Origin of the sequence: Planotetraspora kaengkrachanensis, from assembly GCF_016862895.1 — a bacterium.
GTDB classification, from domain to species: domain Bacteria; phylum Actinomycetota; class Actinomycetes; order Streptosporangiales; family Streptosporangiaceae; genus Planotetraspora; species Planotetraspora kaengkrachanensis.
Genome location: NZ_BONV01000053.1, coordinates 61,104 through 86,303, shown reverse-complemented (window position 1 = coordinate 86,303; position 25,200 = coordinate 61,104). Strand labels below are relative to the sequence as shown.

The following is a 25,200-nucleotide window of genomic DNA, read 5'->3' as shown; positions in this document are numbered from 1 at the left end:
TCGTACAACACCGAGTCGTTGTCCTCACTCAGTGGCGACGCCTGGAAGACACCCGTACACGTCACGGCCGGCAACAGCTCCATCGGCCCGAACGCCCCGGGCTCAGTGTCCGGGTAGGTCCGTGGAGGGTCGATGACATGGCAAGGCAGTGACGGATACAACTGACGTAGCTCGTCGGCAAGGCCAGACAATTTCAGGTCATTCCATCTGGCGAAGGGATAACCCTCCAAAAAGCCACCGTACGTGGAGGAGAGGCTGATGGCCGACAGTGCGAGATCCCACCCCGAGACGAGCTGAACATACGCAAGAGCCACCGAACCGGCCTGCGGCTACGCAATAACGGGCGTGGGGCGGCGGCAACAACGACCGGAAGAGACGGATCAGGCGTTGGCGGCTCCCAATTCCGGTCCAGTTCCGTCCGAGCTCGTAAGCGCCGGAAGCCAACGGAAGACGTTGGGAGCTGTATTGCCTGGTCAGGGCAATACTCGACGCGATCGGCGCAGGTGAGGAAGGGGCAGGTGAGAGTTCGAGCTCTACTACGACTCTCTCGGGGTTCAGCCCCGCCGGCCGGGTGTGATCACCGGGTTAGGCTGGCCGGGTGGTGGAGGAAGAAGGCTTCGGCGCGGTGCTGAAGGGGTTGGCGGCTCGTAGGCACCTAGATCTCGTTGCCTTGCCCTCTATCCCCGAATCCGAATTGCAGGCAGTGTTTCATGGTGGAGCGTCGAGCCCATCTTTGCTTCGGCGGCTCGCGCCCGTGCTCGGTCTACATGCGGCAGATCTCTTTGCCATCGCAGGCGTCGGCGTGCCTGAGGACCTTGCCCCGGTGGACGCCACGGCCGGAGGGAGCGTTCCCTACTTGGTCCGAGAGGTTGTCCGCCTGCCGCCGGAGAAAAGGCCCGTGTTGCGCCAGTTCGTGGCGTCCCTGCCGGAGGAGGAGCGGACGCACCCTGTTCCCAAACCGCCGGTGCGTGAGCAGTACCTAGCGGGTCCGGGTGCCCTGCTCATGCGTATGGCCCGGAACCGAAATCTGGGCTGGACAGCCACGGCCAAGACGTTCCTGGCGGTTACGGGGCGGTACTGGTCTGCTGCCACTTACGGTGGGGTGGGCCACGGTCGTACGCAGTTGACCCCTGAGCTTCTGGCCGATTTCTCCGCCGTCCTCGATGTTCCCGCCGATGACTTGGCGGCGTTGACCGGCGTCGCGCTGCCTGGCGCAGCCTCGGTTCCGAAGCCGGCAGTTGCCGGCGTGGCCGAACTGATCTGGGACGTGCGGCGCCTTACCGCAACCCAGCTTCGTCAGGTCAGCGACCGCGCGAAATCCATGGCTATCGGCACTCCCGAGTGAGTGTCAAACTGAGTGACTCCTAGCCCCACCCGTCGGCGCACGTCCATGCACAGAACATGTGGCGTCATCAGCACAAACGCCAGGTCCCAGGGGTCATGACCAGTGCTTACGGAGCAAGAAGTCGGTGCATAGGCAAAGGGCCACGTCAAGCCGGGCTTATCCCTCCGACGTCGGCCCCGCTGCCGCTCCCCGGTGGGTCAAGGCAAACGGGGCGGACACGGGGAGAGACGCGCTGGCGCACGATGGTGGACGATCACTTGTCACATTGCTGGGTCGAAATCGGCCTCGTGGCGTCATTCGCGCCGTTCGTGATAGGGAGGAATTCCTCGGCGGCCAGTGCGTACCCGCGGTTCGGAGCATCCGTCGCCATAGCGAAGAACATCCCGGTGACCGTGCCCCCGGGAACGATCAGCGGCCCGCCGCTCAGACCTGGGCTCATGTTGGCGCCGGAGAGTTCGAGGATGCTCCTGGTGACTTTGCGTTTCTCGTAGATGTCAAAGCTCTCTCCCTCGATATACCGCTCGATCTTGATCGGCCGTACGACCTCACGCTCTGTGCCCTTCGAATAGCCGAGCAGGTGGGCATCGCCGGGCGGCGCGTCAGCGATGTGTAGCGGAGGCGCGGGCAGATCTGGTACGTACAGAATCGCGACGTCAACATCGGGATCAAAAGCGACGACGCGTGCCGGATATGCCTCGCCATCATCGGTGGTAACGCTGAAGGATCTGGTGACGCCGGCTACCACGTGCGCCGCCGTAACCACCCGCTGTGGGGCATATACGAAACCCGTCCCCTCGATCCATTTGAAGCAAGCCGGCGCTAATCCCGAGAAGCGCACTACGCTCTGCTTTTCACTGACGATCTCAGGCGGGAGTGCGACCGCATCGGCCGGCGTCGACGCCCGGATTGGCAGCGGCGAGGAGGGCATCGTGATCGAGCACCCGCTGAGGACGAGAAGGATCGGCAACCACAGCCAGCGCGTCATGCCCTCCATTTCTTCTTGGGACGCCTCTCTCCTGGAAAGGCCTGTTGTCCGGCCGAGGTCACCTGCACTCCGGGACATTGCATCCGATCAAGCTACCGACGTCTGATGACGGTCATGTCACGCCTCGGCCGATCGCGATGCGTCTGTAGAAGGTTCGGGGTCAAGCAGCTCGTCTCAGAAGGTTCAACCGGGCAGGGCAGAGGTGTGAAGCGTTCGGCGTGCCCGTTGCGTGCCCGTACGGTCGGCAATCCGCAGGGACTCACGGTCACTCGACCCGCATAGGTCGTGTCCAAGCATCAGTGGACCACTGCCGAATTGGGCTTATTGGGGGTCAAGGGCGGCGCTCCGCGCCGCCTCGCGGCCCTACGCCCGCTCGGCGGCCGGGCATGCGGCCTAAGGGAGTGTCTTCAAAGTCCCGTCTGCCCGGCGCTGTGTGGTGCGCACGCTCCCTGGGGCATTCCAGGAGGGACGGGCTCCGCGGTATCGCACCGCGCCACGAACACGAACTCCCTGCCCGGCCGGTCGGGTGCGTCGCGTACGTCCTCGACGACGAAGCCGTGGTGGTGCAAGTCCCGCTCGATCTCCGTACGTTCGCGGAAGCGAAGTGTCGATTCCGAGGTCAGTACGTCCCCGTCCGCGGCGAACACGTGCGTACCCCGGAAGCTCACCAGCGGCCGGCTCACGTCCGTCAGCTCGGCCCAGGTCTCGACATGGCCGACGCCCGGGATGTCGGTCATGCGGTACGTGGTCTCGCGCGTCCACTCCGCCCACTCCTCCCACACGCGCTGCGACGGATCGCGCGTCTCGAAGACAAGCCGCCCGCCGGGCCGCAGCGCCTCGTACGCGCCGCGCAGCGTCGTACGCCATGCCTGCGGATCGGCGATCGCCTGGGCGACGTTCCCGGTCATCGTCACCAGGTCGATCTGCATGGGCGGCAGGTCCCCCGCGTCGCCGTCGAGCCAGCGCACCCGCTCCGCGCCCGGCTTGCCACGCGCGACGTCGACGGACGCCCGCGCGGGATCGATCCCGGTGACCGTGATCCCGCGCTCGGCGAGCAGCAGCGCGAACACGCCCGTGCCGCACCCGATGTCCAGCACGGACCGCGCGCCGAACTCCTCCGCCATCGCGAGATACGCGTCGAGGTCGCTGCGGTCCGGATCGAGTGGGTCGTAGATGGCGGCGAGGCGCGGATGCCCGAAAGTCGCGTCAACCATGGAGGCGAACGTATGTGACCCCGAGCCCGCGCGGCCACTGCATTTTCGGGTTACGGCGCCAAGCGGGCGCGGCGAAAGTGCGCCGCTGATCCCGGCGCCCCTATCGGGCACGGCCGTACCGAAGCGAACCTCGGCCAGGCCGCTCAGGGCCGGCGCACCGCAGGCCGCTCAGCGGGCGGAAGGCAGGCCGCCGCCGCCCGGGCCGCGAAGGAGGTCCACGGCCGCGGCGACCGTGAGGAGCCGCCCGAGCTGGAAGGCGATGCCGGCGACCCGCGCTCCCGGGGTCTGTGCGGTCCTGCCGGGAATCGGCAGGACGTCGTCGTGCTGGTCCATGGCGTGCATGGCGGCGAGCAGGGCCCATCCCGCCCACTGGAGGTCCGCCCTGTCCCCCAGCGTCCGACGCAGGAGGTCACCGAGAAACGACGGCACTCCCCGGTTGTTCTCGGCGCTGAAGCCGCCGTCGACGTGCTGTCGCCAGTCCTCCGTCGTCTGAGCCAGCGGCTCCGACGGGACGGGCCGCCCGCCTCCCGCCGGGCGCTTCCCCCGGGAGCCGAGTTCGAGCGCCATGGGCGGCATGAGCACACAGGACAGGGCCGCGGACGTGGCCCGGCCGTCGTCGACGCCGGGTTGCAGCGCCTGGGTCAGGCCGGGGAGCACCGGCGTGAGCGTGGCCGACATCAGCAGGAGGGACTGGGGGGCGGGGCTGTGCTCGACTCCCGGGAGCAGATCGCACATCGTGTCGGTGACCTGGCCGCGCATGAGCCCGACCATCCACTCCGCCGATGATCGAGGGAGTCCGAGTGCAATGAACGCCTCGACCGACTCGTCCTTAGGAGAGCGCCACCGCATGGTCATGCTCCTCTCAGGCATGATCACCCTATCGGCGGACGGCACGAAACCGGCGCTCGTGTCCGAACCCGGACACCCCGGGCGGGCTACTCAGATCGCGTCGATGGCCTTGCGGATGCGCTTCTCCGAGACGGGAGAGGGCGTGCCGAGCTGCTGCGCGAAGAAGCTCACCCGCAGCTCCTCGATCATCCACCTGATGTCCCGTACGGCCTGGGCGTCCCGCTCCGCGGGCTTGAGCCGGTCGAGCAGGTCGCGGTAGTCGTCCTCGACGTCGTGCACCCGGTGCATCCACTCGCGGTCGCGGTGCGGGTCGTCGGGCAGCTTCTCCAGCCGGCGCTCGACCGCCCGCAGGTACCGGTGGAGGTCGGGCAGCCGGTCGTAGCCCGTCCCCGTGACGAAGCCCGGATAGATGAGCCCGTCGAGCTGCTCCCTGATGTCGGCGACGGCGTCGGCCGGGCCGCGCAGCGCGCCCTGCGTCGTGTGCCAGGTGGCGAGGACCCGCTCGACCCTGGCGACCACCTCCACGGTGGTGGCGTACAACGACGCGCGCACGTGGTCGTGTAGCCGCTCGAAGCCGGCCTGGTCCCAGGCGGGTCCCCCGGCCTCGGCCATCAGCTTGTCGGCCGCGCAGGCGGCGCAGTCGTCGAACAGTTCGGCCGCGCCGCCGTGCGGGCTGCGGCTGAGTGCGAGCTTCTCCGCGGTGTTCAGGCCGCGCAGGATCCCCTTGGCCGGGCTGACCGTGTTCAGCAGCAGCAACCTGCGGGTGCCGGCCCACATGGACCTGCGCTGCTCGGCCTCGGTCTCGAACATCCGGACCGCCACGCTGACGGTCTCGTCGGCGAGCGCGGGATAGGCGCGCAGCCTGCCCCGCTCGAAGACCGTCGGCAACGTCCCGATCGTCCAGCTCCGCAGGCCCGTGCGCTCCAGGTCGTCGGCCGCCTTCGACAGCGTGGCGCGCAGCCGGGGGGCCAGTCTGCGCTTGAGCGCCTCGAGGTCCTTGTCCTCGGCGACCGGCCGCTTCCTGTCGTCGACCACCCGGTAGGTGATCCGCAGATGGTCGGGCACCTGGTCGGGGGCCCACGCGTCGCGGGGGATGGTCACGCCGGTCATCCGGTGCAGCTCCCGCTCCAGTGTGTCCAGGATCGGCTCGCTTCCCGGCTCCGCCCGCTCCAGTACGGCTTTCGCGAAATTGGGGGCGGGGACGAAGTTGCGCCGCAACTGCTTGGGAAGCGACCTGATGAGAGCGGTGACCAGTTCCTCGCGCAGACCGGGGATCTGCCAGTCGAAGCCCGACGGGTCGACCTGGTTCAGCACGTCGAGGGGGATGTGCACGGTGACGCCGTCGGCCATGTTCTCGGCCGCCGCCTTCTCGACCGCGGCGCCCGGCTCGAACCGGTAGGTCAGCCGCATCCGCTGCCCGCTCTGCCCCCACGAGTCGGGATAGTCACGGGCGCTGACGCCCGCGCCGGAGTTGACCAGCATCTCGGGGGTGAACGTGAGCAGGTCGGGCGTTTCGCGCGAGGTCTTCTTCCACCAGCTGTCGAAGTGCCGTCCGGAGACCACCTCGGGTGGGATGCGGCCGTCGTAGAAGTCGAACAACGTCTCGTCGTCGACGACGATGTCCCGGCGCCTGGCCTTCTCCTCGAGCCGCTCGGCCTCCTGGAGCAGCTTGCGGTTGTCGTGGAAGAACTTGTGATGCGTCCGCCACTCGCCCTCGACCAGGGCGTTGCGGATGAACAGGTCGCGGCTGAGCTCCGGATCGATGCGGCCGTAGTTGACCTTGCGCTCCGCGACGATCGGCACGCCGTACAGGGTGACCTTCTCCAGGGCCATGACGGCTGCCTGGTCCTTCTCCCAGTGCGGCTCGCTGTAGGTCCGCTTGATCAGGTGCTGGGCGAGCGGTTCGATCCACTCCGGCTCGATCTTGGCGTTGACCCGGGCCCACAGCCGCGAGGTCTCGACGAGTTCGGCCGACATCACCCACAGCGGCTGCGCCTTCGCCAGCGACGAGCCGGGGAAGATGGCGAACCGGGCGTTGCGCGCGCCGACGTACTCGGTGATGGGCCGCCGCGGCCCGTCCTGCTTGCGCTTGGCTTCGAGGTCCTTGACGCCGATGTGCGAGAGCAGGCCGCTCAGCAGCGCCTGGTGGATCCGCTGCGGGTCCGCGTCGACGCTGTTGGGGACGACGCCCAGGGTCTTGGCCACCTGCCTGATCTGGCTGTCGATGTCCTGCCACTCCCTGACACGCAGGTAGTTCAGGAACTCCGCCTTGCACATCCGGCGGAACGCGCTCGACGACAGGGCCCGCTGCTGCTCACGCAGGTAGTTCCACAGGTTCAGGTACGTGAGGAAGTCGGATTCCTTGTCGGCGAAGCGCCGGTGTTTCTCGTCGGCCGCCTGCTGCTTGTCCGCCGGCCGTTCGCGGGGGTCCTGGATCGACAGCGCCGCGGCGATGATCATCACTTCGCGCGCGCAGCCGTTGCCCTCGGCTTCGAGCACCATGCGCGCCAGCCGCGGGTCCACGGGGAGCTGGGCGAGCTTGCGGCCGAGCGGGGTGAGCTTCCCGCCGCCGCCGTCGGCCAGCGCGCCCAGCTCCTGGAGCAGGTTGACGCCGTCCCTGATCTGCCGGCCGTCGGGCGGCTCGACGAAGGGGAACGCCGCGATGTCGCCCAGTCCCAGTGACGTCATCTGCAGGATGACGCTCGCCAGGTTCGTACGGAGGATCTCGGGGTCGGTGAACTCAGGCCGCGAGACGAAGTCCTCCTCCGAGTAGAGCCGGATGCAGACGCCGTCCGAGGTGCGGCCGCAGCGGCCGGTGCGCTGGTTGGCCGACGCCTGCGACACGGGCTCGATCGGCAACCGCTGCACCTTGAGCCGGTGGCTGTAACGCGAGATGCGGGCCGTGCCGGGATCGATGACGTACCGGATGCCCGGCACGGTGAGGGAGGTCTCCGCGACGTTGGTCGCCAGCACGATCCTGCGGCCCCGGTGCGCCTGGAAGACGCGGTGCTGCTCGGCCGCCGACAACCGCGCGTACAGCGGGAGGACCTCCTCGTCACGGCCCTTCAACGCGTCCGCGGTGTCCCTGATCTCACGCTCACCGCTGAGGAAGACGAGGATGTCCCCGGGGCCCTCCGCGCACAGCTCGTCGACCGCCTGCACGATGGCCTGGGTCTGGTCGTCGTCCTCCTCGACGGACCGGTACCGCACCTCGACGGGATAGGTCCGGCCGGACACCTCGACGATCGGGGCGCCCTCGTCGCTCCCGGGCGGGGCGAAGTGCCGGGAGAACCGCTCGGGGTCGATGGTCGCCGAGGTGATGACGACCTTGAGGTCGGGACGCCGGGGCAGGAGCTGCTTGAGGTAGCCGAGGATGAAGTCGATGTTGAGGCTGCGTTCGTGGGCCTCGTCGATGATCAGCGTGTCGTACTGCAGCAGCAGCGGGTCGGTCTGCATCTCCGCCAGGAGGATGCCGTCGGTCATCAGCTTGACGAGGGTTCCGTCGCTGGAGTGGTCGGTGAAGCGGACCTTGTATCCGACCGCCTCCCCCAGCGGGATCGACAGCTCCTCGGCGATGCGCTCGGCGACCGTGCGCGCCGCGATCCGCCGCGGCTGGGTGTGCCCGATCAGGCCGTGCACGCCGCGGCCCAGCTCCAGGCAGATCTTGGGCAGCTGCGTCGTCTTGCCCGAGCCCGTCTCCCCCGCCACGATCACGACCTGGTGGTCGCGGATCGCCTCGAGAAGGTCGTCCTTGCGCTGACTGACCGGCAGCTCGGGAGGATAGCTGAGGGACGGCACCGCCTCCCGGCGGGCGGCGACCCTCGATTCCGCGGCCTCGATGTCACCCGCGATCTCCTGGGCGACGGACCGGCGTGACGTGCCGTCACGAACCTTGCGCATCCCGTCGATACGGCGGCGTAGTCTGCGCTGGTCGCGCAGCATCAGGCCGGGCAGGCGGCCCTGGAGGTCAGCGAGCGTGTTCATTCCATGCTCAAGGATAGGCAACCGCCCCGACCGCTTCGCCAGCCAATTTTCCGCCGGTGGCGTCGCGGCCGGGCCGAGCACGCGGGAAAGACCAGATCAGCGCGGCCCCGGACACGCGGGAAAGACCGGATCAGCGCGGCCCCGGACACGTGAGAAAGACCGGATCAGCGCGCGGCTTCCCGGAACCGTCCCGGGCTCATGCCGTAGCAACGGGTGAACCAGCGGGTGAGGTGGCTCTGGTCGGCGAACCCGGACAGCGTCGCCGCCTCGCCGAGGGGCAGGCCCCGGGCGATCAGCCTGCGGGCCGTCCGCAGCCGCAGCTGCCGCTGGTAGTCGCTGGGCGGCATGCCGTACACCGACGTGAAGGCGCGATAGACGGCGAACCGGCTGTGACCGGTGACCGCGGCCAGGTCGTCGGCGGTCACGTCCGCCGGTACGGCGTCGCGGAGGTGGTCGCGGGCCCGTTCCGCGATCCGCCTCACGTCCTGGGAGGTGGATCGGGCGGACCGCCACGGACGTCCGGTCGCGCGCCGGACGACGGCGACGACCGCGCGGGCGAGCAGTTCGTCGCGGCGCAGCCGGTCGGCGCCCCCGAGCAGCGCGACGCCGAGCGCCCGCAAGCGCCGGGCGAGCACGGGGTCGTCGACGACCGGACGGGAGAACAGCGGCAGGCCGAAAGGGCGGTCCGCGGCGTCCGCGAGCACGCCGGCCATCAGCGCCGGGCCGACGTGGATCATCCGGTAGGTGAAGCCGAGCTCGTCGGCCGCGTGCCCGTCGTGCGGGTCGTCGGGGTTGAACGCCATGACCATGCCCGACGCGCTGGTGTGGGCTGCGCCCCGGCAGGTGAACGACTGGGCGCCCTCCTCGGTCACGCCGAAGGAGTAGGTCTCATGGCTGTGCCGGTGGTAGACGTGCCGGGCGAAGTGGGCGTGCATCGCCTCCACCGGCTGGTCGGCGGAGCGCCAGTAGGTGGACCAGTCCTGAGCCACCGGTCCATTGTGCGTACAGGCCGGCGGCACGGCCAGCCCGTTCCGCGGGGTGCGCACGAGCGTTCAAGACTCGCCACGGCGGGGCGGGCCAGCATCGGGCCATGCGTTTCGACACGAAGATCGGCGTCGTGGTCCGCGGCGACCTCGAGGTGTGGCAGAAGCTGAACGTGACGGCGTTCCTGGCGAGCGCCGTCGCCGGCGGGGTCCCCGAGGTGATCGGCGAGCCGTACGAGGACGCCTCGGGCGCCGCCTACCTGCCGATGTTCCGCCAGCCGGTGCTCGTGTACGCCGCGGACGCCGACGGGTTGGCGTGCGTGCGTGAACGCGCCGTGGCGCGCGGACTGGACACGGCCGTCTACATCGAGGAGATGTTCGAGACGGGCGACGACGTGGCCAACCGGGCCGCGGTCCTGGCGGTCACCGCCGAGGAGATGTCCCTGGTCGGGCTGGCCGTCCACGGGCCGAGGAACGCGGTCGACAAGACGCTCAAGGGCCTCAGGCTGCACCCGTGACCGGCCCAGCGGCACCGGTTCAGATCCGCTGCGGGCGGGCCGGCTGGTACTTGTAGCCGACGTTGCGCACGGTCACGATCCGCCCGGCGTACGGGCCCAGCTTGCGCCGCAGCCGCAGGACGTGGACGTCGACGGTCCTGGCGCCCTCGTCGCCGTACCTGTCCCAGATGGCGGCCATCAGCTGCCGCCGGTTGAAGACGCGGCCGGGCGCCGCGCACAGGTAGTCGAGCAGTTCGAACTCGCGGTAGGTGAGCTCGACCTCCTCGCCGTCCACGCGGACCGCGCGGGAGGCCCGGTCGACGACGAGATCCTCCGCCGGCGCGGGCGCCCGGCTACGGCGTGAGGCGTGGTCGCCGCGGCCGGGGTGAGCGGGGACCGGGGCGGGCGCGCGGTACGAGGCCAGGTCCTGAACGGCCCGCAGCGCCACCCCCTCCGGCAGGCCGGCACCCTGCGGCGGCCTGAGTCCCTCGACGGACGGCGATCCGCCGTCCAGCGGGACCGTGTAGCCGACGATCACGAGCGCGGCGTCCACCCCCGGCATGGGGAGCACGCCGAGCACGGTCCCCTCGCCGGCGGGTGCCGGGTCGTGACCGGGCTCGCGCCGTCGCGCGAAGGAATCCATCACGTGTGACATCTCGTGCCCTCTCCTTGCCTGAAGCATGTCCGGACGGGGTGATCCCGGCGATCAACAGGCGGCGCGGCGGACGCGTGGCGGATCGATGTGACGACGCTCGGCCGGTCCTCGCCATGAAGCCATGAAGGCATCGTCGCCCATAATTCCCCGTTATTCAAGTAGGAATTTAGGGCTTAGTCCGGCTGACAGCCGCCATGGCCGCGCCGATGATCCCGGCCTCGTTGCGCAGCACGGCCGGCACGATCGGCGTGTCCCCGAGGTCGATCAGCGGCAGGAACTTGTCGGCCTTCTTGCTGACGCCGCCGCCGATGACGATCAGTGAGGGCCACAGCAGATCCCGCATGTGCAGGAGGTACTCCTGGACATGCTCGGCCCACTTCTCCCAGCTCAGCTCGTGCTTCTCGCGCACATGGTCCGAGGCGCGGTGCTCGGCCTCCTTGCCGCGGATCTCGACGTGGCCGAACTCCGTGTTGGGCACCAGCCGCCCGTCGGCGAACAAGGCGCTGCCGATGCCGGTGCCGAAGGTCAGCATCAGCACCACGCCGGAGCGGCCGCGGCCCGCGCCGAAGGCGACCTCGGCGACGCCCGCCGCGTCCGCGTCGTTGAGCAGGGCGACGCCGGCGCCGAACAACTCCTCGCCCTTGACCCCGATCCACGAACGGTCGACGTTGGCGGCGGTCCTGATGACGCCGTCCAGCACGACACCGGGGAAGGTCACCCCCATGGGCCCCGTCCACGAGAAGTGCTCGATGATCTGCCGTACGACCGCGGCCACCTCCGCGGGTGTGGACGGCTGCGGCGTCGGGATGCGCAGCCGCTCCCGCGTGAGCTCACCCGCCGACGTGTCCACGGTGGCGCCCTTGATCCCAGAGCCGCCGATATCGATGCCCAGCGCTTCCATCGCTTCCTCCCGAGTTCGCCGATCAACGCTACCCACACAGCGAAGCCATAAGCATCGCCCTGCGGCCGGAGTGGTCACTCAGCGTGTCGGCCCCGGGGGCACGGGGTAGCGAGATAAGGAAGAATCACCACGAGGGGGACAAAATGATCCATACTCTCCATCGAATGGGCGTCCGCTCCCACATGATGTACACGGCCGGCATCGCGTCCATCGGCCTGTCGGCCGTCTCGTGGGTGCTGTCGAAGCGGTACGAGCCGGCGGGCGTGGACCGGGCGGACCGCTGGGGTCTGTTCGTCGGCGAGTGGGCGCCGACGTTCTTCGCGATGGGCGTGGCCCTTCGCATGGAGGAACTGCGCGAAGACGGTGAGCGCGGGATGCGCGGGATGCGCGGGATGAAGGAGCGCGGGACGGAGGAATGGGAGGACCCGAACATGGAACTGGGGATCCGCACCCCCTCCCGCACGGGCGTCTAGCCCACGACCCTGCGGCGGACGAGGTCGCGGCATGGCTGCGCGGCCGTCCCCCGCGGGCGCACACGACACGTGTCCTCTCCGTCGAAGGGCGGTCGGGGGCGGGCAAGTCCACCTTCGCCGCCGCCGTCGCCGCGGCCCTCGGCGCCGCGACGATCCGCATGGACGACCTCTATGACGGCTGGGACGGCCTGTCCGCCGGGAAGGACGCGCTGCTGGAATGGGTGTTGCGCCCCCTCGCCTCCGGCGCCCCGGCGCGCTGGCGGCGCTACGACTGGGATCGGGGCGAGTACGCCGAATGGCATGAGGCCCCGTCCCCGGCCGTCCTCGTCGTCGAGGGCGTCGGTTCCGGCGCCCTCGAGGCCGCGCCCTACCTCAGCGGCCTGGTGTGGCTGGAGGCCGTCCCTGGCGTGCGCAGGGCACGGGCGCTGGCGCGTGACGGCGACGTCTACGCCCCGCACTGGCGGCGCTGGGCCCGCCAGGAGGACGAGTACTACGCGGCCGACGACGTGCGCTCACGCGCCGACCTGATCATCGACACCGGCTGACCGGCGAGTCGTGGTGCCGTGGAGTATCGGACGGCGGGGTTAGGCTCACTCAGGTGACCGATCTCGCGGAATTCGCCGGCCTCGTCTCCGGTGACCACGGCCTCTGCGTGGTCTCGACCCTGCGTCCCGACGGAGGCATCCGTTCCTCCGTGGTCAACGCGGGGGTCCTCGATCATCCGGCCACCGGCCATTCGGTGGTCGGGTTCGTCGTGCGGGGCACCGCCCGCAAGCTGGCTGACCTGCGCGTCAGGCCGCAGGCCACCATCGTGGTGCGCAGCGGCTGGCAGTGGACGGCCGCGGAGGGCGGCACCGACCTGGTCGGGCCCGACGACCCGCTCGACGGGATCGACGCGGAGGGCCTCCGGCTTCTGCTCCGGCGAATCTTCAGCGCCGCGGGCGGAACCCACGACGACTGGGACGAGTACGACAGGATCATGGCCGAGGAGCGGCGCACCGCCGTCCTGCTCTCCCCTCGGCGCGTGTACTCCAATCCCTGATCCCGCAGGGGAACACCTGATCGAAGGGGCACCCCGCAGTGGCCGAACGGCCCTGGGACACGGGACCTCCGCCTCCTGTGCGTCGCGCCGTCCTCCGGTGGAATTCAGGTGGGGACCGCGTCGCGGCCGCGAGGGGGGCCGATCATGCACATGAAGGTGCGGGACGTCATGTCCAGGCAGGCCGTGTCCGTCAACGGCTGCACGTCGTTCAGGGACGTCGCCGAGGTGCTGCTCACCTACGGCGTGAGCGTCGTGCCGGTGGTGGACGGCGAGGGCCACGTGCTCGGCGTCGTGTCGGAGGCCGACCTGCTCCACAAGGAGGAGCTCCGGGAGCAGTTCTACGGTGAGGGCTACCGTCCTCCCCTGCGCGTGCGGCTCCGCGCGCGCGTCCGCTCGCCCTCCAGGAGCATCGCGGGGAAGGCCAGGGGCGAGACCGCGGCGCAGTTGATGACGGCGCCCGCCGTCACGGTCAGGCCGCACACCAGCGCCGTGAGCGCCGCCAGGCTCATGAGCGAGCACGGCGTCAAGCGCATCCCCGTGGTCGACGACGAAGGGCGGCTCGAGGGCGTGATCAGCCGTACCGACCTGCTCAAGACGATCGTCAGGAGCGACGAGGAGGTCGCCCGCGAGATACGCGACGACATCGTGGAAAGCGCCCTGTGGGCGGACACGTCGCACGTCCACGTGGCGGTCTCAGACGCGGTGGTCACGCTCAGCGGGTCGGTGCCGCGGCGTGGCGACGTCCTGACGCTCGTACGGATGACCGAACGCGTCAACGGCGTGGTCGACGTGGTCGACCGGCTGACGTGGGAGCGCGACGACGCGGCCGAGGGCGGGTGACGACGCTCAGGGGCGGACCACGGCGACCGGGCAGTGGGCGTGGTGCAGGACTGCCCTGCTGACCGATCCCAGCATCACCGACCCGAGTGCGCCCCGGCCGTGCGAGCCCACCACGAGCAGGTCGGCGGCCTCGGAGGCGTCGGTCAGCGCGTCGACCGGGTGGGCGCACAGGACGTCCTCCATGATCGTCACGTCGGACCGCCTCCGCCAGGGCGCGAGTTTCTCCGCGGCCACGCGGTGCTGGGCCTCGCGCACCCCGTCGATGTCGTAGCCGATCTCCGGGGCGAGCGCGTGGACCGGCAGCTGCCACGCGTAGACGGCCCGGAGCGTGCTGCCGCGGGCCTCGGCCTGCGCGACGGCGTAGCCGATCGCCGCCTCGCATTCCGCCGAGTCGTCGACGCCGACGACCACCTCGCCGTACGTGTCCTTCCACCCGGGACGCACGACCACGACCGGGCCGTGCGCCTGACCGGCCACATGGGTGCTGACCGAGCCGAGCAGAATGCCGGTGAACCCGCCCAGGCCCCGGGTTCCGAGCACGATCTCGGCCGCCTCCTTGGCCTTGTCACGCAGGATCTTGGCGGGCAGCCCCTCGATGATCTCGATGCTGACCGGCACGTCAGGCTGGCGCTTGGTCGCCACCGCCTCGGCCTCGGCCAGCGCCCGCTCGGCGTGCATGGTCAGCGGATCGCCCGCGGTGGTGGGGAACTTCACGATGCCGTAGGCCCAGCGGTCGACGACGCACACCAGGCGCAGCGGGCGCCTCTGACGGGCGGCGTCGTCCGCGGCCCATTCCACTGCTGCCAGCGCCGCGGGCGAGCCGTCGGCGCCGACGATGATCGGATCAGGCATGGGCGTTCCTTCCTTTCACCGGGCGTTCCCGCGCAGGTCCCGGCCGTACCGGGCCGAAAGTCCCTTCCGGCCGCCGCCACCTCGGAGAGATGCTGAATCGGGGGTGTTCGCCATGGAAACCAAGCGATGGACGGTGGAGGTCTTCCTGACGGAGGACGAGAACGACGACGTCACCACCGCGACCGCTGTGCTGTACACCGACGCGGGACGCAGGCACGAGAGCGTCGCCCATGCCCGTCGCAATCCCACCGACCGCCCGGTGCCGGAGATCGGTGACGAGCTCGCCGTGGGCCGGGCGTTGTCGGATCTGGCCGCGAAGCTGATCGGCGACGGAGCCGAGGACGTGGCCCAGATGGCCGGAATGACGTCGCGCGGGCGCCGCTGACGGCCTCCCGTCGTGGGCGGCAGGTTCAGTCATGGGCGGCATGCTCATGGGAGCGGGTCGGCGGGCCGCCGGCCGGTGATCAGTCCGGCTGCGCCCATCTCCCTGGTCAGCCACGCGAGCGCGGCCTGCCCGTCCGGTGCGCCACCCCCCGGCGCCGCGGATCCGCCGGGAACGCCGTCGCACGGCGTCCCCGTCGTGGCGCTCACCCCCGCCGGATCCGAGCCGTTCGAGGCCGCCAGGCCGCTCGGGACCGCCGGGCCGCCGGGAGCATGCCCGGGCCGGTCGGCGGTGGTGAGGCCGTTGGCGGGCATGATCCCGTCCATCTGCAGGGGGCCGTTCATGACGGCCATGCCGTCCGGCGGCGCGTAGCCGTCCGGTGAGGCATGGCCGTCCTGCGAGGCGTAGCCGTTCATCGGCGCGGTACCAGGCGCGGCACCGGCACCGGCCGCCAGGGGCTGCCCGGTCCCGCCGTCCTGAACTTCGCCCGCCTGGTTCGGGCCCACCTGGTTCGGGCCCACCGGATTCCGGCCGGGCGCGGTCAGCCCGGCGAGGACCATCTCGGCGGTCAGTTCGCCCGACCACCGCCGCACCTCCTCCGGCTGCGGCGTCACCTGGGTGAGCGCCGGGCCCAGAGCCCGCAGCACATTCGGCAGGCCGGCCCCCGTCCGGTACGGATCACCCAGGTCGAGCGCCTGGCAGCTGGACCTGATGACGTGGAAGAGCCGATCGACGCGGCGGGCGTCCCGCCGGACGTACGCGTACCGGAAGTCGTCGTGGTGGGCGAGCACGAGCGCGGCCAGCCCGGTGACGTGCGGCGCGGCCATGGACGTGCCGTCCCAGGCCGCGTAGGCCCCCGGAGGGACGCACGATGTCACGGCGACGCCGGGTGCGCACACGTCCACCTCGGGTCCGCGGCAGGTGAACAGGGGCGAGAAGTAGCCCTCCCCCGTCACCGGTCCCCTGACCTCGGCCGCGTGTCCGGTGCCGTCGGGGAACGTCCCCACTCTCCCGATCGCGGCCACCGTCAGCACGGTCGGCAGGGTTCCGGGGAAGCACACGGAGCCGCCGTCACTGCCGGCGGCGACGACGCACGCCACCCCCGCCCGGCGCGCCTCGTCGATCTTCGCGGCGACGAGCCGCGAGGGATGGCGGCTGCCGAGGCTGAGATTCACCACGTCGATCCGCTGGTCGATGCAGTAGTCGAGCGCCTCGATGAGGTCGCTGAACCGGCCGCCGGGGAAGATCTTGCAGGCGTGGACCTCGGCCTCGGCGGCGAATCCCACGATCCCCCGGCCGTCGTCCCCGCCCGCGATGATCCCGGCGCAGTGGGAGCCGTGATGGGCGCCGTCGTCCGTCCAGCCGTCCGGCTTCCCGCCCGCCAGATCGATTCCGCACGTCACCTGACCGAGGAGATCGGGATGCTCGGTCGCGGCCCCGGAGTCGATAATCGCGATCTTGACCCCCGCGCCCCTGAGAGCGCGCGGGAGGCGGTCGAGATCCATCGCCGTCTGTCCCCAGCCGAAGATCTGCCGTCCGGGGAGTCCCTCGACGCCTTCGGACAACATCGCAGGCTCGATCAGGTTCTCGCGGCTCGACGACAGGGCCGGCCGCTCCACGTACACGCTCCAGTGGCCCGATCGCGGGGCGACGAGCACGCTGACGATCGACTCAGCCGTCTCACCCGCCATCGTGACCGTGGCGCGGCCGTCCGGGCCGGTCACCGCCTGCGCGGGCAGGCCGGATCCGCTCAGCACGACGACGGCGCCCGGCACCGGCGCGCCCGCGGAGTCGCGCACCAGGAAGGCGAAGGTGCTCTCGATCCCCAGAGGCGGCGCGGCCGGCGCCGGCCTCCTCCTGCGGGGCGGCACCGGCACCTCGCTGTAGGTCAGCAGCCGGTCGCGTTCGATGTGCAGCTCGGGAAACCGCCGCCGCAGTTCGTCCGCGTGCTCGGCGGTCATGTCGGCGACCACGACGGAGGGAAAGGACCGGCCCGCCGCGCCCGGCTCGCCTGACCTCGCCGGAAGCCGTCGGCGCACGCCCACGTCGGGATCGCCCTCGAGCAGCCGCAGCAGCCCGTCGGCGTCGGGAACCGGGCCCGCTCCCTCCTGTGAGCGGGCCTGGGGCGGCGGCAGCGCGACCATGTACCGCAGCGGGCGCGGCAGCACCGGCTGGGGGCCCTGCCGCGACGTCTGCCGCGACCGGTTCGCACCCGTCGGGCGCGACTGCCCGCTTCCGTTCTTGGGCTTGTCGTCACTGGTCACTGCGTCCCGACTTTCCCCAGCTCAGGCTGGTCTACTGGCCGCACTCCACGGCTCGGCCGAGGTCAGGCGATCGGCCGGGTCACCGGAGCGGCGGACCAGTGACCGGCGTTGATGCTGTCGAGCACCGACTGGATCTGCGCCACGCACGCCTCGTGCTCCCCGGTGCGGTAGAGCTGCACCGCGCGCACGACCAGGGGGACGACCCCGGCGACCTGCGGCGCCTGCGGAACGGTCGTCTGCAACCAGCCGTAGAGCTGCTGCAGGCTCATGGCGCAATGCACCTGCAGGAGGCCGGATGGTCCGGGCGACCCCGGACCCGGCGTCATCGCCGGGCCCGAGGCCGCACCCGTGCCACCCGAGCCGGCGCCGGGCCGAAGCGGCCCCTCACCGATCGAGTCCACCTTCGTGTCCTCCCGCTCAGAACCCGGAGCCGGCGGCCACCGGTACCTGCTGCTGGGACATCTGGCCGACCTGGCCGAACCCCAGAGGCTGCAGCTGGTGCTGCGCCTGGCCGAACGCCACCGGCATCTGCTGCTGCAGGTGGTGCGGGACGGCCTGGCCCGGCTGCTGCTGGAACGGCTGGACCTGGCCGAACGCCAAGGCCGCCTGCTGAGCGGCCTGCTGGACCGCCTGCTGGACCGCCTGCTGCTGGGCGGCCTGCTGGAATGGCGACATCTGGCCGAGCTGCTGGAAGGCCGCCTGCTGAGCGGCCACCTGCTGGACCTGGATGCCGTCGAGGATCTGCCTGACGACCGCGGCGCCGTGCCGGGCGCCGATGTGAGCGACCTTGTTCCAGAAGGTGGCGGGGCTCAGAACGTGCTCCTGAGGCAGGATCTGCTGGTCCTGCGGCACCATCGCCCCGAGGGGCGACATCTGCTGCAGAGCCTGGGCCTGCTGCAGGGCCTGAGCCTGAACCTGAGCCTGCTGGAGGGCCTGAGCCTGGGCGTGTGCCTGCTGGAGGGCCTGTACCTGCTGCAGGACCTGGAGCTGCTGAAGCGCCTGCAGATGCGGCGCGTGGATCGAGGATGCCGGGGACATCTGGTTGAAGTGCTGAGGAGAGAACTGCTGGGATCCGAATCCCAGCGGCATGGCCATGGACGTCGGGTTCATCGTCGTGAACGTCATAGTGTTCTCCTTCGAGCCAGGTAGGTCTGACTCATCGCCCATGCGATTACATAACGTGACAATTCAGACACGCAATGCGAAGTGCGTAATGATATGACTAAGCCTGATTTGATCAGCTTTGGCGGGCCTCGCCGAGGCCAAGCCGAGATCACGGGAAGCGCCGCCGGTCACTCAGCGTCACCATGAGGAGAGAGCGCCGATGAACGACCTGCCCATCTGCCTGACCTGCGGCGTTCAGTACGCCGCTCCCCGCGAGGACTGCCCGATCTGCGAGGACGAGCGGCAGTACGTCGGCTGGGACGGCCAGCGATGGACCTCCCTCGACGAGTTGCGCCGAGCGGGTCATCGCGCGCGAATCGAGGAGGAGGGCCCGGGCGTCGTCGGCATCGGAACGGAACCGGCCACCGGGATCGGCCAGCGGGCGCTGCTCGTCCGGACGCCTGCCGGAAACGTTTTGTGGGACATGGTGACCCACCTCGACGACGACGTCATCCGGCAGGTGCGCGACCTCGGCGGGGTCAGCGCGATCGCGATCAGCCACCCGCACTACTACGGCACGATGGTCGACTGGGCCCACGCCTTCGGCGCACCTGTCTACATCCACGCGCTCGACCGCGAATGGGTTGCGCGCCCCGACGACTCGGTCGTCTTCTGGGAGGGCGACACCCACGAGATCGGCGAGGGCCTCACCCTCGTCAACGCGGGCGTCCACTTCGCGGGCGGGCAGGTGCTGCACTGGCGCGACGCCCCGGGAAGCGTGGGTGCGCTGTTCTCCGGCGACATCCTGCAGGTCGTCAAGGACCGCCGCTGGGTGGGCTTCATGTACAGCTACCCGAACCTCATCCCGGAGCGGCCACGCACGGTGCGCCGGGCCCTGTCGCTGCTGGAGCGGTACCCGTTCGACCAGGTCTACGGCGCGTGGTGGCGGCACGTGGTGCGGACGGACGGCTCGGAGGCCGTCCGCCGGTCGGCGGAGCGCTATCTCGACTTCGCCCTGGACGACGCCCCGCCCGAGTGACCGGCCGATCGGAGGCCCCGGCAGGACCCAGGTCAGAGCTCAGGTCAGAAGCCCAGGTCGGACAGCCCGGGATGGTCGTCTGGCCGGCGGCCGAGAGGCCAGTGACAGGCGCGCTCGGACTCCTCGATGGGCAGGTCGTTGATGCTGGCCAGCCGTACGCGCATGAGGCCCAGTTCGTCGAACTCCCAGTTCTCGTTGCCGTAGGAGCGGAACCAGTTGCCGCTGTCGTCGTGGCACTCGTAGGCGAACCGCACGGCGATGCGGTTGCCGCCGAAGGCCCACAACTCCTTGATCAGCCGGTACTCGATCTCCCTGGACCACTTGCGGCTCAGGAACGCGACGATCTCATCTCGGCCGGTGAGGAACTCGGAGCGGTTCCGCCAGCGACTGTCCGTCGTGTAGCCGAGCGCCACCTTCTCCGGATCGCGCGAGTTCCAGGCGTCCTCCGCCAGGCGGACCTTCTCGACGGCCGTCTCATGGGTGAAGGGAGGGACCGGAGGGCGAGTCATGCGTGCTCCTGGGTGCGCTCGGGACGACCGCGCGCGCGGCAGGCGGCCACGCCCGGTACGGGTGACGGACAAAACGCCCGTTCACCGGCCAACGTATCGTCCGGCGGCCGTGCATCCCGGCCGTGCCCGCTCAGTGACCCGCAAGGTTTCCGCCAAGGGCCGCCCTTCGGCCGTCAGTGGGGGCCCAGCCGGGCGGAGGTCTCTGCGACCAGCCGGGACAGGGCCGGCTGCACGTCGGGACGGACCCGGAGCAGGTCCTCCAGTCGCACCCGCCACGCACCGATCTCGGCGAGCGACGCCTCTTCGCGCTCAAGGCGCGCCCGCGTCGCGGCGAGGCAGACCTGGTAGGTGCGGCCGAGGTCCGACTCGATCATCTCGCTGAGCCACCAGTAGGCGTCAGCGCCGGACGCGGCAACGAAGGCGCGTGCGCCTTCCCACGCCACACGTTCCTGATGGATGACGTCCATGGCTGGAAGGTACGCCCGCTGATCGGGCCGTGCAATGCTCCGCCGGACCTGTTCGAAGGGTTTCCTGAGGGCGTGACGCGCTCCCTGAGCGCGTCACGCGCGGCCCCTCCCGGGTCACCCCTCCTTCTGGTACGTGGCGCGCAGATGTGCCTTGGTCAGAGCCTTGGCGAGCCGTGGGGTCATCGATCTGATGTAGGTGCCGGTGAGGTGCGAGCCCTGGCGGTACATGAGCACGTTGCCGATCACGGCGGGGCAGCGTTCGGCCGGGCAGATGGCGTCGAAGAGATCGACGACCTCGACGCCCTTCATACCCTTGGCCGCGGTGTGCTGCGTGACGGCCGAACTGCTGTCGTACGCCTTGCGGTCGAACGAACAGGCGGACAGTTTGTCGGGGTTCTTGGCCACGCACTCGTACACGTTCTGCCCGGGATGGGGATTGTTGGCGATGACAATGACCTTGGAGCCCATGGCCCGCACGCGACCCCAAACGTCCCGGAGCCCGGCGACCATGGCCGCCTCGGTGTACTTCCCGTCGGCGTCACGCGCCTGTGTGCCGACCTGCGAGGTGACCACCCAGTCCGGCGGGTCGGCCTGAAGCCGTTTGAGGACATTGGCCCCCCAGGCGCGGCAGGCCGGACCGTCGGTCTCGATGACGGCCGTGGAGAAGCTGCACGCGGACTTGAGGTAGGTCACCAGCTGCCAGCCGTTCTGCTCGGCGAGCGGCTGCAGGGCGGACACCCACTGGGAGATCTTGGAGTCGCCGACGACCGCCACGGTGATCCGGCCCTTGGGATCGCCGTACCGGCAGGTGATCACCTCCGACTTGCCGGTCTGCTGATGACACTTGTCCGCATACGTCGGCGGAAGGTCGGCCGTGGCCCGGGCGGGATCCGGCGTCATCCAGTCGACCCGGTCCACGACGGCCCCGGCGGGATCTCCTCGCGGGTCGTCGCGCAGCGCCGCGGCGCCGAGCGCGGTCTTCGCGCCGGGCGCCTCGACCGCTGGGACGAGGAGCACCAGGACGATCCCCGCGGCCACGCCGATGAGGGTGAAGTTGGCCCCCAGGCTCAGGGCGAGCCTCGTGGATCGCGAGACCGCCGCGGAATGCCGGAAGCCGCTTTCGACCGTGCGGTAGGTCAGCCACGCCGGCACGACCGACACGGCAACCACGGCGAGACCCTCGTAGGAGGACAATCCGTCGAAATAGACGGTCGAGACCACGATCAGCGGCCAGTGCCACAGATACAACGAGTACGACAGGCCGCCGATCCACCGCATCGGTCTCACGCCGAGCAGCGACGCGGGCCCGCCCCTGGTGACCGCGAACCCGGCCGCGATGACGGCGGCGGCACCGATCACAGGCAACGCGGCGGCGTATCCCGGCCACGCGATGTCCTCGGTGTAGAACAACCCCGACACCGCGATCGCCGCCAGCCCGGCCCATCCGAAGACGACGGCCGCCATCCGGGGCAGGCGTGCGCAGGCGCCCGCGGCGAGAGCCACGGCCGCACCGACGCCGAGTTCCCACATCCGCGTGGTCGTGACGAAGAAGGCGCTCGCCGGAGTCTGCGCCGTCTCGATCAGCGACCAGGCGAAGGACGGAACCATCACCAGGAGCAGTCCGGTCCACAACGCGGGCCGTGTCCGGTTTTTGATCATCTTCGCCGCGAGGACCGCGAGGAGGATCAGCAACGGCCACACCAGGTAGTACTGCTCCTCCACCGCCAGCGACCAGAAGTGCTGAACGGGAGAAGGCTGGGCGTCCTCCGCCAGGTAGTCCACCGAACGTGCCGCCAGGCGCCAGTTCACCACATACAGCGCCGAGCCGGCGATGTCGCCGCCGATCTCCTTCCACCGGGTGTCCGGGATGAACCACCACGTCAGCAGAGCGGTGACCACCAGAACGACCCCGGCGGCCGGCAACAACCGCTTGGCTCGCCGGGCGTAGAACCGTACGAGTGAGACGGTGCCCGTCCGGTCCACCTCGGACAGGAGCTGGGTGGTGATCAGGAATCCCGAGATGACGAAGAACACGTCGACCCCGACGAATCCGCCGTGGATGAACGGCAGACCGGCGTGGTAGAGCAACACCAGCCCGACGGCGACCGCACGGAGACCTTCGATGTCGCCTCGGAACCGGCTCGACCGCGGTTCCCCTTCAGCCGCGTGCCCAGCCGGCACAGCGGGGGATGTCATGACCGGCCCGTCCACGAGGACGTTTCCCTGTGGAACCACCGGGCTGCCGAAGCCGGGCGCCCGACCCGGCGCCGCATCGGATGCACTCAGTGCAATCACCTGTTGATAGTGAGATGGGAGCGGTCCAAGCACCTATTGCTACATATGTGCTCAACGCATGCCGAGCGGCAGCATAGCGCTCAGACGGTGATTGATCGCATGGGCTGTCGTCGCTCACGCTCCAGGCAGGTCGATCGACGGGGAGTTGGCGCCGGGGACCAGCAGCCGCGGCGTCCCCGTCCCGTCGGCGGGCACGGCCCACACGTCGTTGACTCCGTCGCTGCGCTGCAGCCCGTAGGCGACGGTGCGATCGTCGAGCCAGATCGCCTGGTCGTCCACACTGCGGGTCTCTCCCGTCGCGGTCACCCTCTTGCTCGCCAGGTCGAGGACCGACAGCCGCCATCCCCTGGCCGGGTCGCCTCCGACGGCCGACTTGAACGCGACCCGGGTGCCGTCCGGCGAGAGCGAGGGGCACTCGACGCCGTCCGCCAGGGTCCTGAGCGTCCGCGCCGCGAAGTCGCCCTCGGCCAGGTAACGGTGCCCGGCCGTCGCCACGGTGGCGTAGAACCGGTTGTCGTCGCGGGTGAAGGTGACGCCCCACACGTTGAGGTCCGCCGCCCGGTACGGCCGGCCGTCGACGACGGCCGCGAACTCCTCCACCGAGGTGGCCAGCCGGCCGGTGCGGGTGTCGAGGATCCCGGCCCGCGTGGAGAACTCCCCGCCCGCGTAGGAGTCGCCGCTGACGAACAACGTCCAGGCGATCATCCGTCCGCTGTCGGACACGCGCAGACGGTTGGGGAAGCCGGTCAGCTCGATCGACCGCAGCTCGCGCATGCCGTCGTCGAGCACGGACAGCCGGGTGGCCCCGAGGGCGCTCGCCGGCCGGAGGCAGGCCACCGTGCCCGCCGCGGCGTACGCGCGGTCGCAGCGCTGCGAGGTGACGGTCCGGGGTCCGCCGGGATCGCCGAGCGGGACGGCGGCCAGCATCCCGTTGTCGAGCATCCGCAACTGGGGGCCGTCCGCACGGGTGAGGCCGGGACCGCCGGCTTCACGTCCCGGGGATCGCGGTCCGGCGGCCGCGGGCGTGCCGGACGGGGCGAGGACGATGGAGACGATCGCCACCGCCGCCAGGAGGACGGCGACGGCGGACGCGATCGACAGTCTCGAGCGCAGGCTCAGCCCGCCGCCCCCGCCTGCCGCACCGGCGCCTTGGGGCTCGCTCGGCTCACTCATGACGTCGCCTCCGTTCCGATCGGGCGCCGGGCGTGCCCGGACAGCAGAATCGCCGTCGCCGCGACGGCGATCCCCACGGCGAGTACGGCGAGCAGGCACGCGACGCCGGTCCCCCACAGCTGCCAGGCCAGGCCGAAGCCGACGGACGACCCCAGGTAGGCGAGGGCCTGGCCGGTCTGCACGAGCGCCAGCCCGGTCGTGCGCAGCCGTTCGGGCAGCAGGGGCGCCGCGAGGGCCATCAGGACGCCGTCGGTGGCGGCGTAGAAGAGTCCGTAGAGACCGAGCACGGCGACGACGAGCACCGGCCCGCCGACCGGTCCGAGCAGCGCCAGGTACACCAGGATCATGGCGCCGTAGCCGCAGAGCGTCACGGGGAGCCGGCCCACGCGGTCGGCCAGGACGCCCAGCGGGGCGGCGAGCAGCAGGTAGGCCAGGCTCGTCCCCACGGCGAGCAGGGGGAACCAGCCGAGCGACAGGTCCTCCCTGCGCTGGAGCAGCAGGTAGACGAAGCCGTCTCCGACCGTGGCCAGACCGAGCAGGCACGCCGCGGCGAGGAGCCTGCGGACACCGGAGATGCGCAGCAGGCCGGCCGCCTGCCGTACCGACACCGCCGGCCCGGACGGCTGCGGGGCGGCGGCCGGCCCTCTGTGGTCACGCACGAACAGCGCCAGGACCACCACGGCGAACGCGGCGACGCAGAAGCTGGTGACGAACACGGCGTCGTACCGCTGCCCGGCCATGGCGAGTACGGCGAGCGCGACCAGGGGGCCGAGGAACGCCCCCACACTGTCCATCGTCCGGTGCACGCCGAACGCCCTGCCCAGTTGGTCAGGCGGAGCGGACAGCGTGATCAGCGCGTCACGCGGAGCGGTGCGCAGCCCCTTGCCTGCGCGGTCCGCGGCGATCACCAGGCCGATGGCGGTGGCCGATCCGCCCGCCGCGATCAGGCCGAGCTTCGCGACCGCGGACAGGCCGTATCCGAGGCCCGCGACGGCCTTGCGCCGTCGCACCCGGTCGGCCAGGTATCCGCCGACGAGCCGCAACAACACCGTCGCGCCCGTGTAGGCCCCGTCGACGACACCGTAGGCGGCGGGGCTGAACTGCAGGCCGACGACGAGGTAGACGGGCAGGATCGCGGTGACCATCTCCGAGGAGATGTCGGTGACGAGGCTGACGGTGCCGAGCGCGAACACGTTGGCGCCGATGGCCGTCCATCGGCGGCGGCCGATCCCGCCGCCGGGCGCGGTCGGCCGCCGCCGGCCGATCGTGGACAGGTACACGGGCGTGCACACCTTCCCGAGTTGGGGGTGGGATGCCGCGCCCGGTGTGCGGGGAGCACACCGGGCG

At 70.5% G+C, this 25,200-nt stretch carries 25 protein-coding genes; 8 read left to right on the top strand and 17 right to left on the bottom strand.

Annotated features, from left to right (window positions below; genetic code table 11):
* Positions 1-314 (bottom strand): hypothetical protein (locus Pka01_RS37920; protein ID WP_203887829.1); only part of this gene is annotated, 314 nt, incomplete at its 3' end.
* A gap of 284 nt (positions 315-598) precedes the next feature.
* Here Pka01_RS37920 and Pka01_RS37915 point away from each other — a divergent pair.
* Positions 599-1,345, top strand: coding sequence for a hypothetical protein (locus tag Pka01_RS37915; protein WP_203887828.1), 747 nt, complete (start codon positions 599-601; stop codon positions 1,343-1,345).
* Between the two features lie 253 nt (positions 1,346-1,598).
* Here the strand turns inward: Pka01_RS37915 and Pka01_RS37910 are convergent, their stop codons facing one another.
* From Pka01_RS37910 to Pka01_RS37890, 5 genes are all read right to left on the bottom strand, one after another.
* Complete coding sequence (locus Pka01_RS37910; RefSeq protein ID WP_203887827.1) at positions 1,599-2,330, bottom strand: trypsin-like peptidase domain-containing protein; 732 nt, start codon at positions 2,328-2,330, stop codon at positions 1,599-1,601.
* A gap of 407 nt (positions 2,331-2,737) precedes the next feature.
* On the bottom strand, positions 2,738-3,544 hold the full coding sequence (locus Pka01_RS37905) for a class I SAM-dependent methyltransferase (RefSeq protein ID WP_203887826.1): 807 nt from the start codon (positions 3,542-3,544) through the stop codon (positions 2,738-2,740).
* 168 nt (positions 3,545-3,712) lie between these two features.
* Positions 3,713-4,414: a hypothetical protein gene (locus Pka01_RS37900; RefSeq protein WP_203887825.1), complete on the bottom strand. Its 702-nt coding sequence runs from the start codon at positions 4,412-4,414 to the stop codon at positions 3,713-3,715.
* A gap of 69 nt (positions 4,415-4,483) precedes the next feature.
* The gene (hrpA, locus tag Pka01_RS37895) at positions 4,484-8,377 is read right to left on the bottom strand and encodes an ATP-dependent RNA helicase HrpA (protein WP_203887824.1); all 3,894 of its coding nucleotides are present in this window, start codon (positions 8,375-8,377) and stop codon (positions 4,484-4,486) included.
* A 164-nt stretch (positions 8,378-8,541) separates the two neighbouring features.
* Positions 8,542-9,366: an AraC family transcriptional regulator gene (locus Pka01_RS37890; RefSeq protein ID WP_239116122.1), complete on the bottom strand. Its 825-nt coding sequence runs from the start codon at positions 9,364-9,366 to the stop codon at positions 8,542-8,544.
* A 101-nt stretch (positions 9,367-9,467) separates the two neighbouring features.
* Here Pka01_RS37890 and Pka01_RS37885 point away from each other — a divergent pair, with 101 nt between their 5' ends.
* Positions 9,468-9,878, top strand: coding sequence for a DUF2000 domain-containing protein (locus Pka01_RS37885; protein ID WP_203887823.1), 411 nt, complete (start codon positions 9,468-9,470; stop codon positions 9,876-9,878).
* Between the two features lie 19 nt (positions 9,879-9,897).
* On the opposite strand, the gene Pka01_RS37880 is transcribed toward Pka01_RS37885, so the two are convergent.
* Together Pka01_RS37880 and ppgK are read right to left on the bottom strand one after the other, a co-directional pair.
* Positions 9,898-10,512, bottom strand: coding sequence for a winged helix-turn-helix domain-containing protein (locus tag Pka01_RS37880; RefSeq protein ID WP_203887822.1), 615 nt, complete (start codon positions 10,510-10,512; stop codon positions 9,898-9,900).
* Between the two features lie 166 nt (positions 10,513-10,678).
* Entirely contained in the window at positions 10,679-11,413 is a 735-nt protein-coding gene (gene ppgK / locus Pka01_RS37875) for a polyphosphate--glucose phosphotransferase (RefSeq protein WP_203887821.1), read from the bottom strand.
* 164 nt (positions 11,414-11,577) lie between these two features.
* Between ppgK and Pka01_RS41050 the strand changes: the two genes are divergently transcribed.
* From Pka01_RS41050 to Pka01_RS37855, 4 genes are all read left to right on the top strand, one after another.
* Positions 11,578-11,886, top strand: a complete 309-nt coding sequence (locus tag Pka01_RS41050; RefSeq protein WP_239116121.1) for a hypothetical protein — start codon at positions 11,578-11,580, stop codon at positions 11,884-11,886.
* On the top strand, positions 11,829-12,431 hold the full coding sequence (locus Pka01_RS37865; protein WP_239116119.1) for a nucleoside/nucleotide kinase family protein: 603 nt from the start codon (positions 11,829-11,831) through the stop codon (positions 12,429-12,431). The genes Pka01_RS41050 and Pka01_RS37865 overlap by 58 nt, the downstream gene beginning before the upstream one ends.
* A gap of 53 nt (positions 12,432-12,484) precedes the next feature.
* Entirely contained in the window at positions 12,485-12,928 is a 444-nt protein-coding gene (locus tag Pka01_RS37860; protein ID WP_203887820.1) for a pyridoxamine 5'-phosphate oxidase family protein, read from the top strand.
* 168 nt (positions 12,929-13,096) lie between these two features.
* Positions 13,097-13,768, top strand: coding sequence for a CBS domain-containing protein (locus Pka01_RS37855; protein WP_239116117.1), 672 nt, complete (start codon positions 13,097-13,099; stop codon positions 13,766-13,768).
* Positions 13,769-13,774: 6 nt separating this feature from the next.
* Here the strand turns inward: Pka01_RS37855 and Pka01_RS37850 are convergent, their stop codons facing one another.
* Positions 13,775-14,620, bottom strand: a complete 846-nt coding sequence (locus Pka01_RS37850) for a universal stress protein (RefSeq protein ID WP_203887818.1) — start codon at positions 14,618-14,620, stop codon at positions 13,775-13,777.
* A 112-nt stretch (positions 14,621-14,732) separates the two neighbouring features.
* Here Pka01_RS37850 and Pka01_RS37845 point away from each other — a divergent pair, with 112 nt between their 5' ends.
* Entirely contained in the window at positions 14,733-15,005 is a 273-nt protein-coding gene (locus tag Pka01_RS37845) for a DUF1876 domain-containing protein (RefSeq protein WP_203887817.1), read from the top strand.
* Between the two features lie 44 nt (positions 15,006-15,049).
* On the opposite strand, the gene Pka01_RS37840 is transcribed toward Pka01_RS37845, so the two are convergent.
* The 3 genes from Pka01_RS37840 to Pka01_RS37830 all read right to left on the bottom strand — a co-directional run bounded on the left by Pka01_RS37840 (position 15,050) and on the right by Pka01_RS37830 (position 18,391).
* Complete coding sequence (locus Pka01_RS37840; protein WP_203887816.1) at positions 15,050-17,266, bottom strand: S8 family serine peptidase; 2,217 nt, start codon at positions 17,264-17,266, stop codon at positions 15,050-15,052.
* Between the two features lie 62 nt (positions 17,267-17,328).
* Positions 17,329-17,535, bottom strand: a complete 207-nt coding sequence (locus Pka01_RS37835; protein WP_203887815.1) for a hypothetical protein — start codon at positions 17,533-17,535, stop codon at positions 17,329-17,331.
* A 148-nt stretch (positions 17,536-17,683) separates the two neighbouring features.
* Positions 17,684-18,391 (bottom strand): hypothetical protein, encoded by a 708-nt coding sequence (locus Pka01_RS37830; RefSeq protein WP_203887814.1) that lies wholly within the window; start codon positions 18,389-18,391, stop codon positions 17,684-17,686.
* A gap of 199 nt (positions 18,392-18,590) precedes the next feature.
* On the opposite strand from Pka01_RS37830, the gene Pka01_RS37825 reads away from it, so the two are divergent.
* Complete coding sequence (locus Pka01_RS37825; protein WP_203887813.1) at positions 18,591-19,409, top strand: MBL fold metallo-hydrolase; 819 nt, start codon at positions 18,591-18,593, stop codon at positions 19,407-19,409.
* A gap of 44 nt (positions 19,410-19,453) precedes the next feature.
* Here the strand turns inward: Pka01_RS37825 and Pka01_RS37820 are convergent, their stop codons facing one another.
* From Pka01_RS37820 to Pka01_RS37800, 5 genes are all read right to left on the bottom strand, one after another.
* The gene (locus Pka01_RS37820) at positions 19,454-19,918 is read right to left on the bottom strand and encodes a nuclear transport factor 2 family protein (RefSeq protein ID WP_203887812.1); all 465 of its coding nucleotides are present in this window, start codon (positions 19,916-19,918) and stop codon (positions 19,454-19,456) included.
* Positions 19,919-20,091: 173 nt separating this feature from the next.
* Entirely contained in the window at positions 20,092-20,385 is a 294-nt protein-coding gene (locus tag Pka01_RS37815) for a hypothetical protein (protein WP_203887811.1), read from the bottom strand.
* A gap of 114 nt (positions 20,386-20,499) precedes the next feature.
* Positions 20,500-22,581, bottom strand: coding sequence for an acyltransferase family protein (locus Pka01_RS37810; RefSeq protein ID WP_203887810.1), 2,082 nt, complete (start codon positions 22,579-22,581; stop codon positions 20,500-20,502).
* Positions 22,582-22,794: 213 nt separating this feature from the next.
* Positions 22,795-23,853: a TolB family protein gene (locus Pka01_RS37805; protein WP_203887809.1), complete on the bottom strand. Its 1,059-nt coding sequence runs from the start codon at positions 23,851-23,853 to the stop codon at positions 22,795-22,797.
* On the bottom strand, positions 23,850-25,133 hold the full coding sequence (locus Pka01_RS37800; RefSeq protein WP_239116115.1) for an MFS transporter: 1,284 nt from the start codon (positions 25,131-25,133) through the stop codon (positions 23,850-23,852). The genes Pka01_RS37805 and Pka01_RS37800 overlap by 4 nt, the downstream gene beginning before the upstream one ends.
* Between the last annotated feature and the right edge of the window lie 67 nt (positions 25,134-25,200).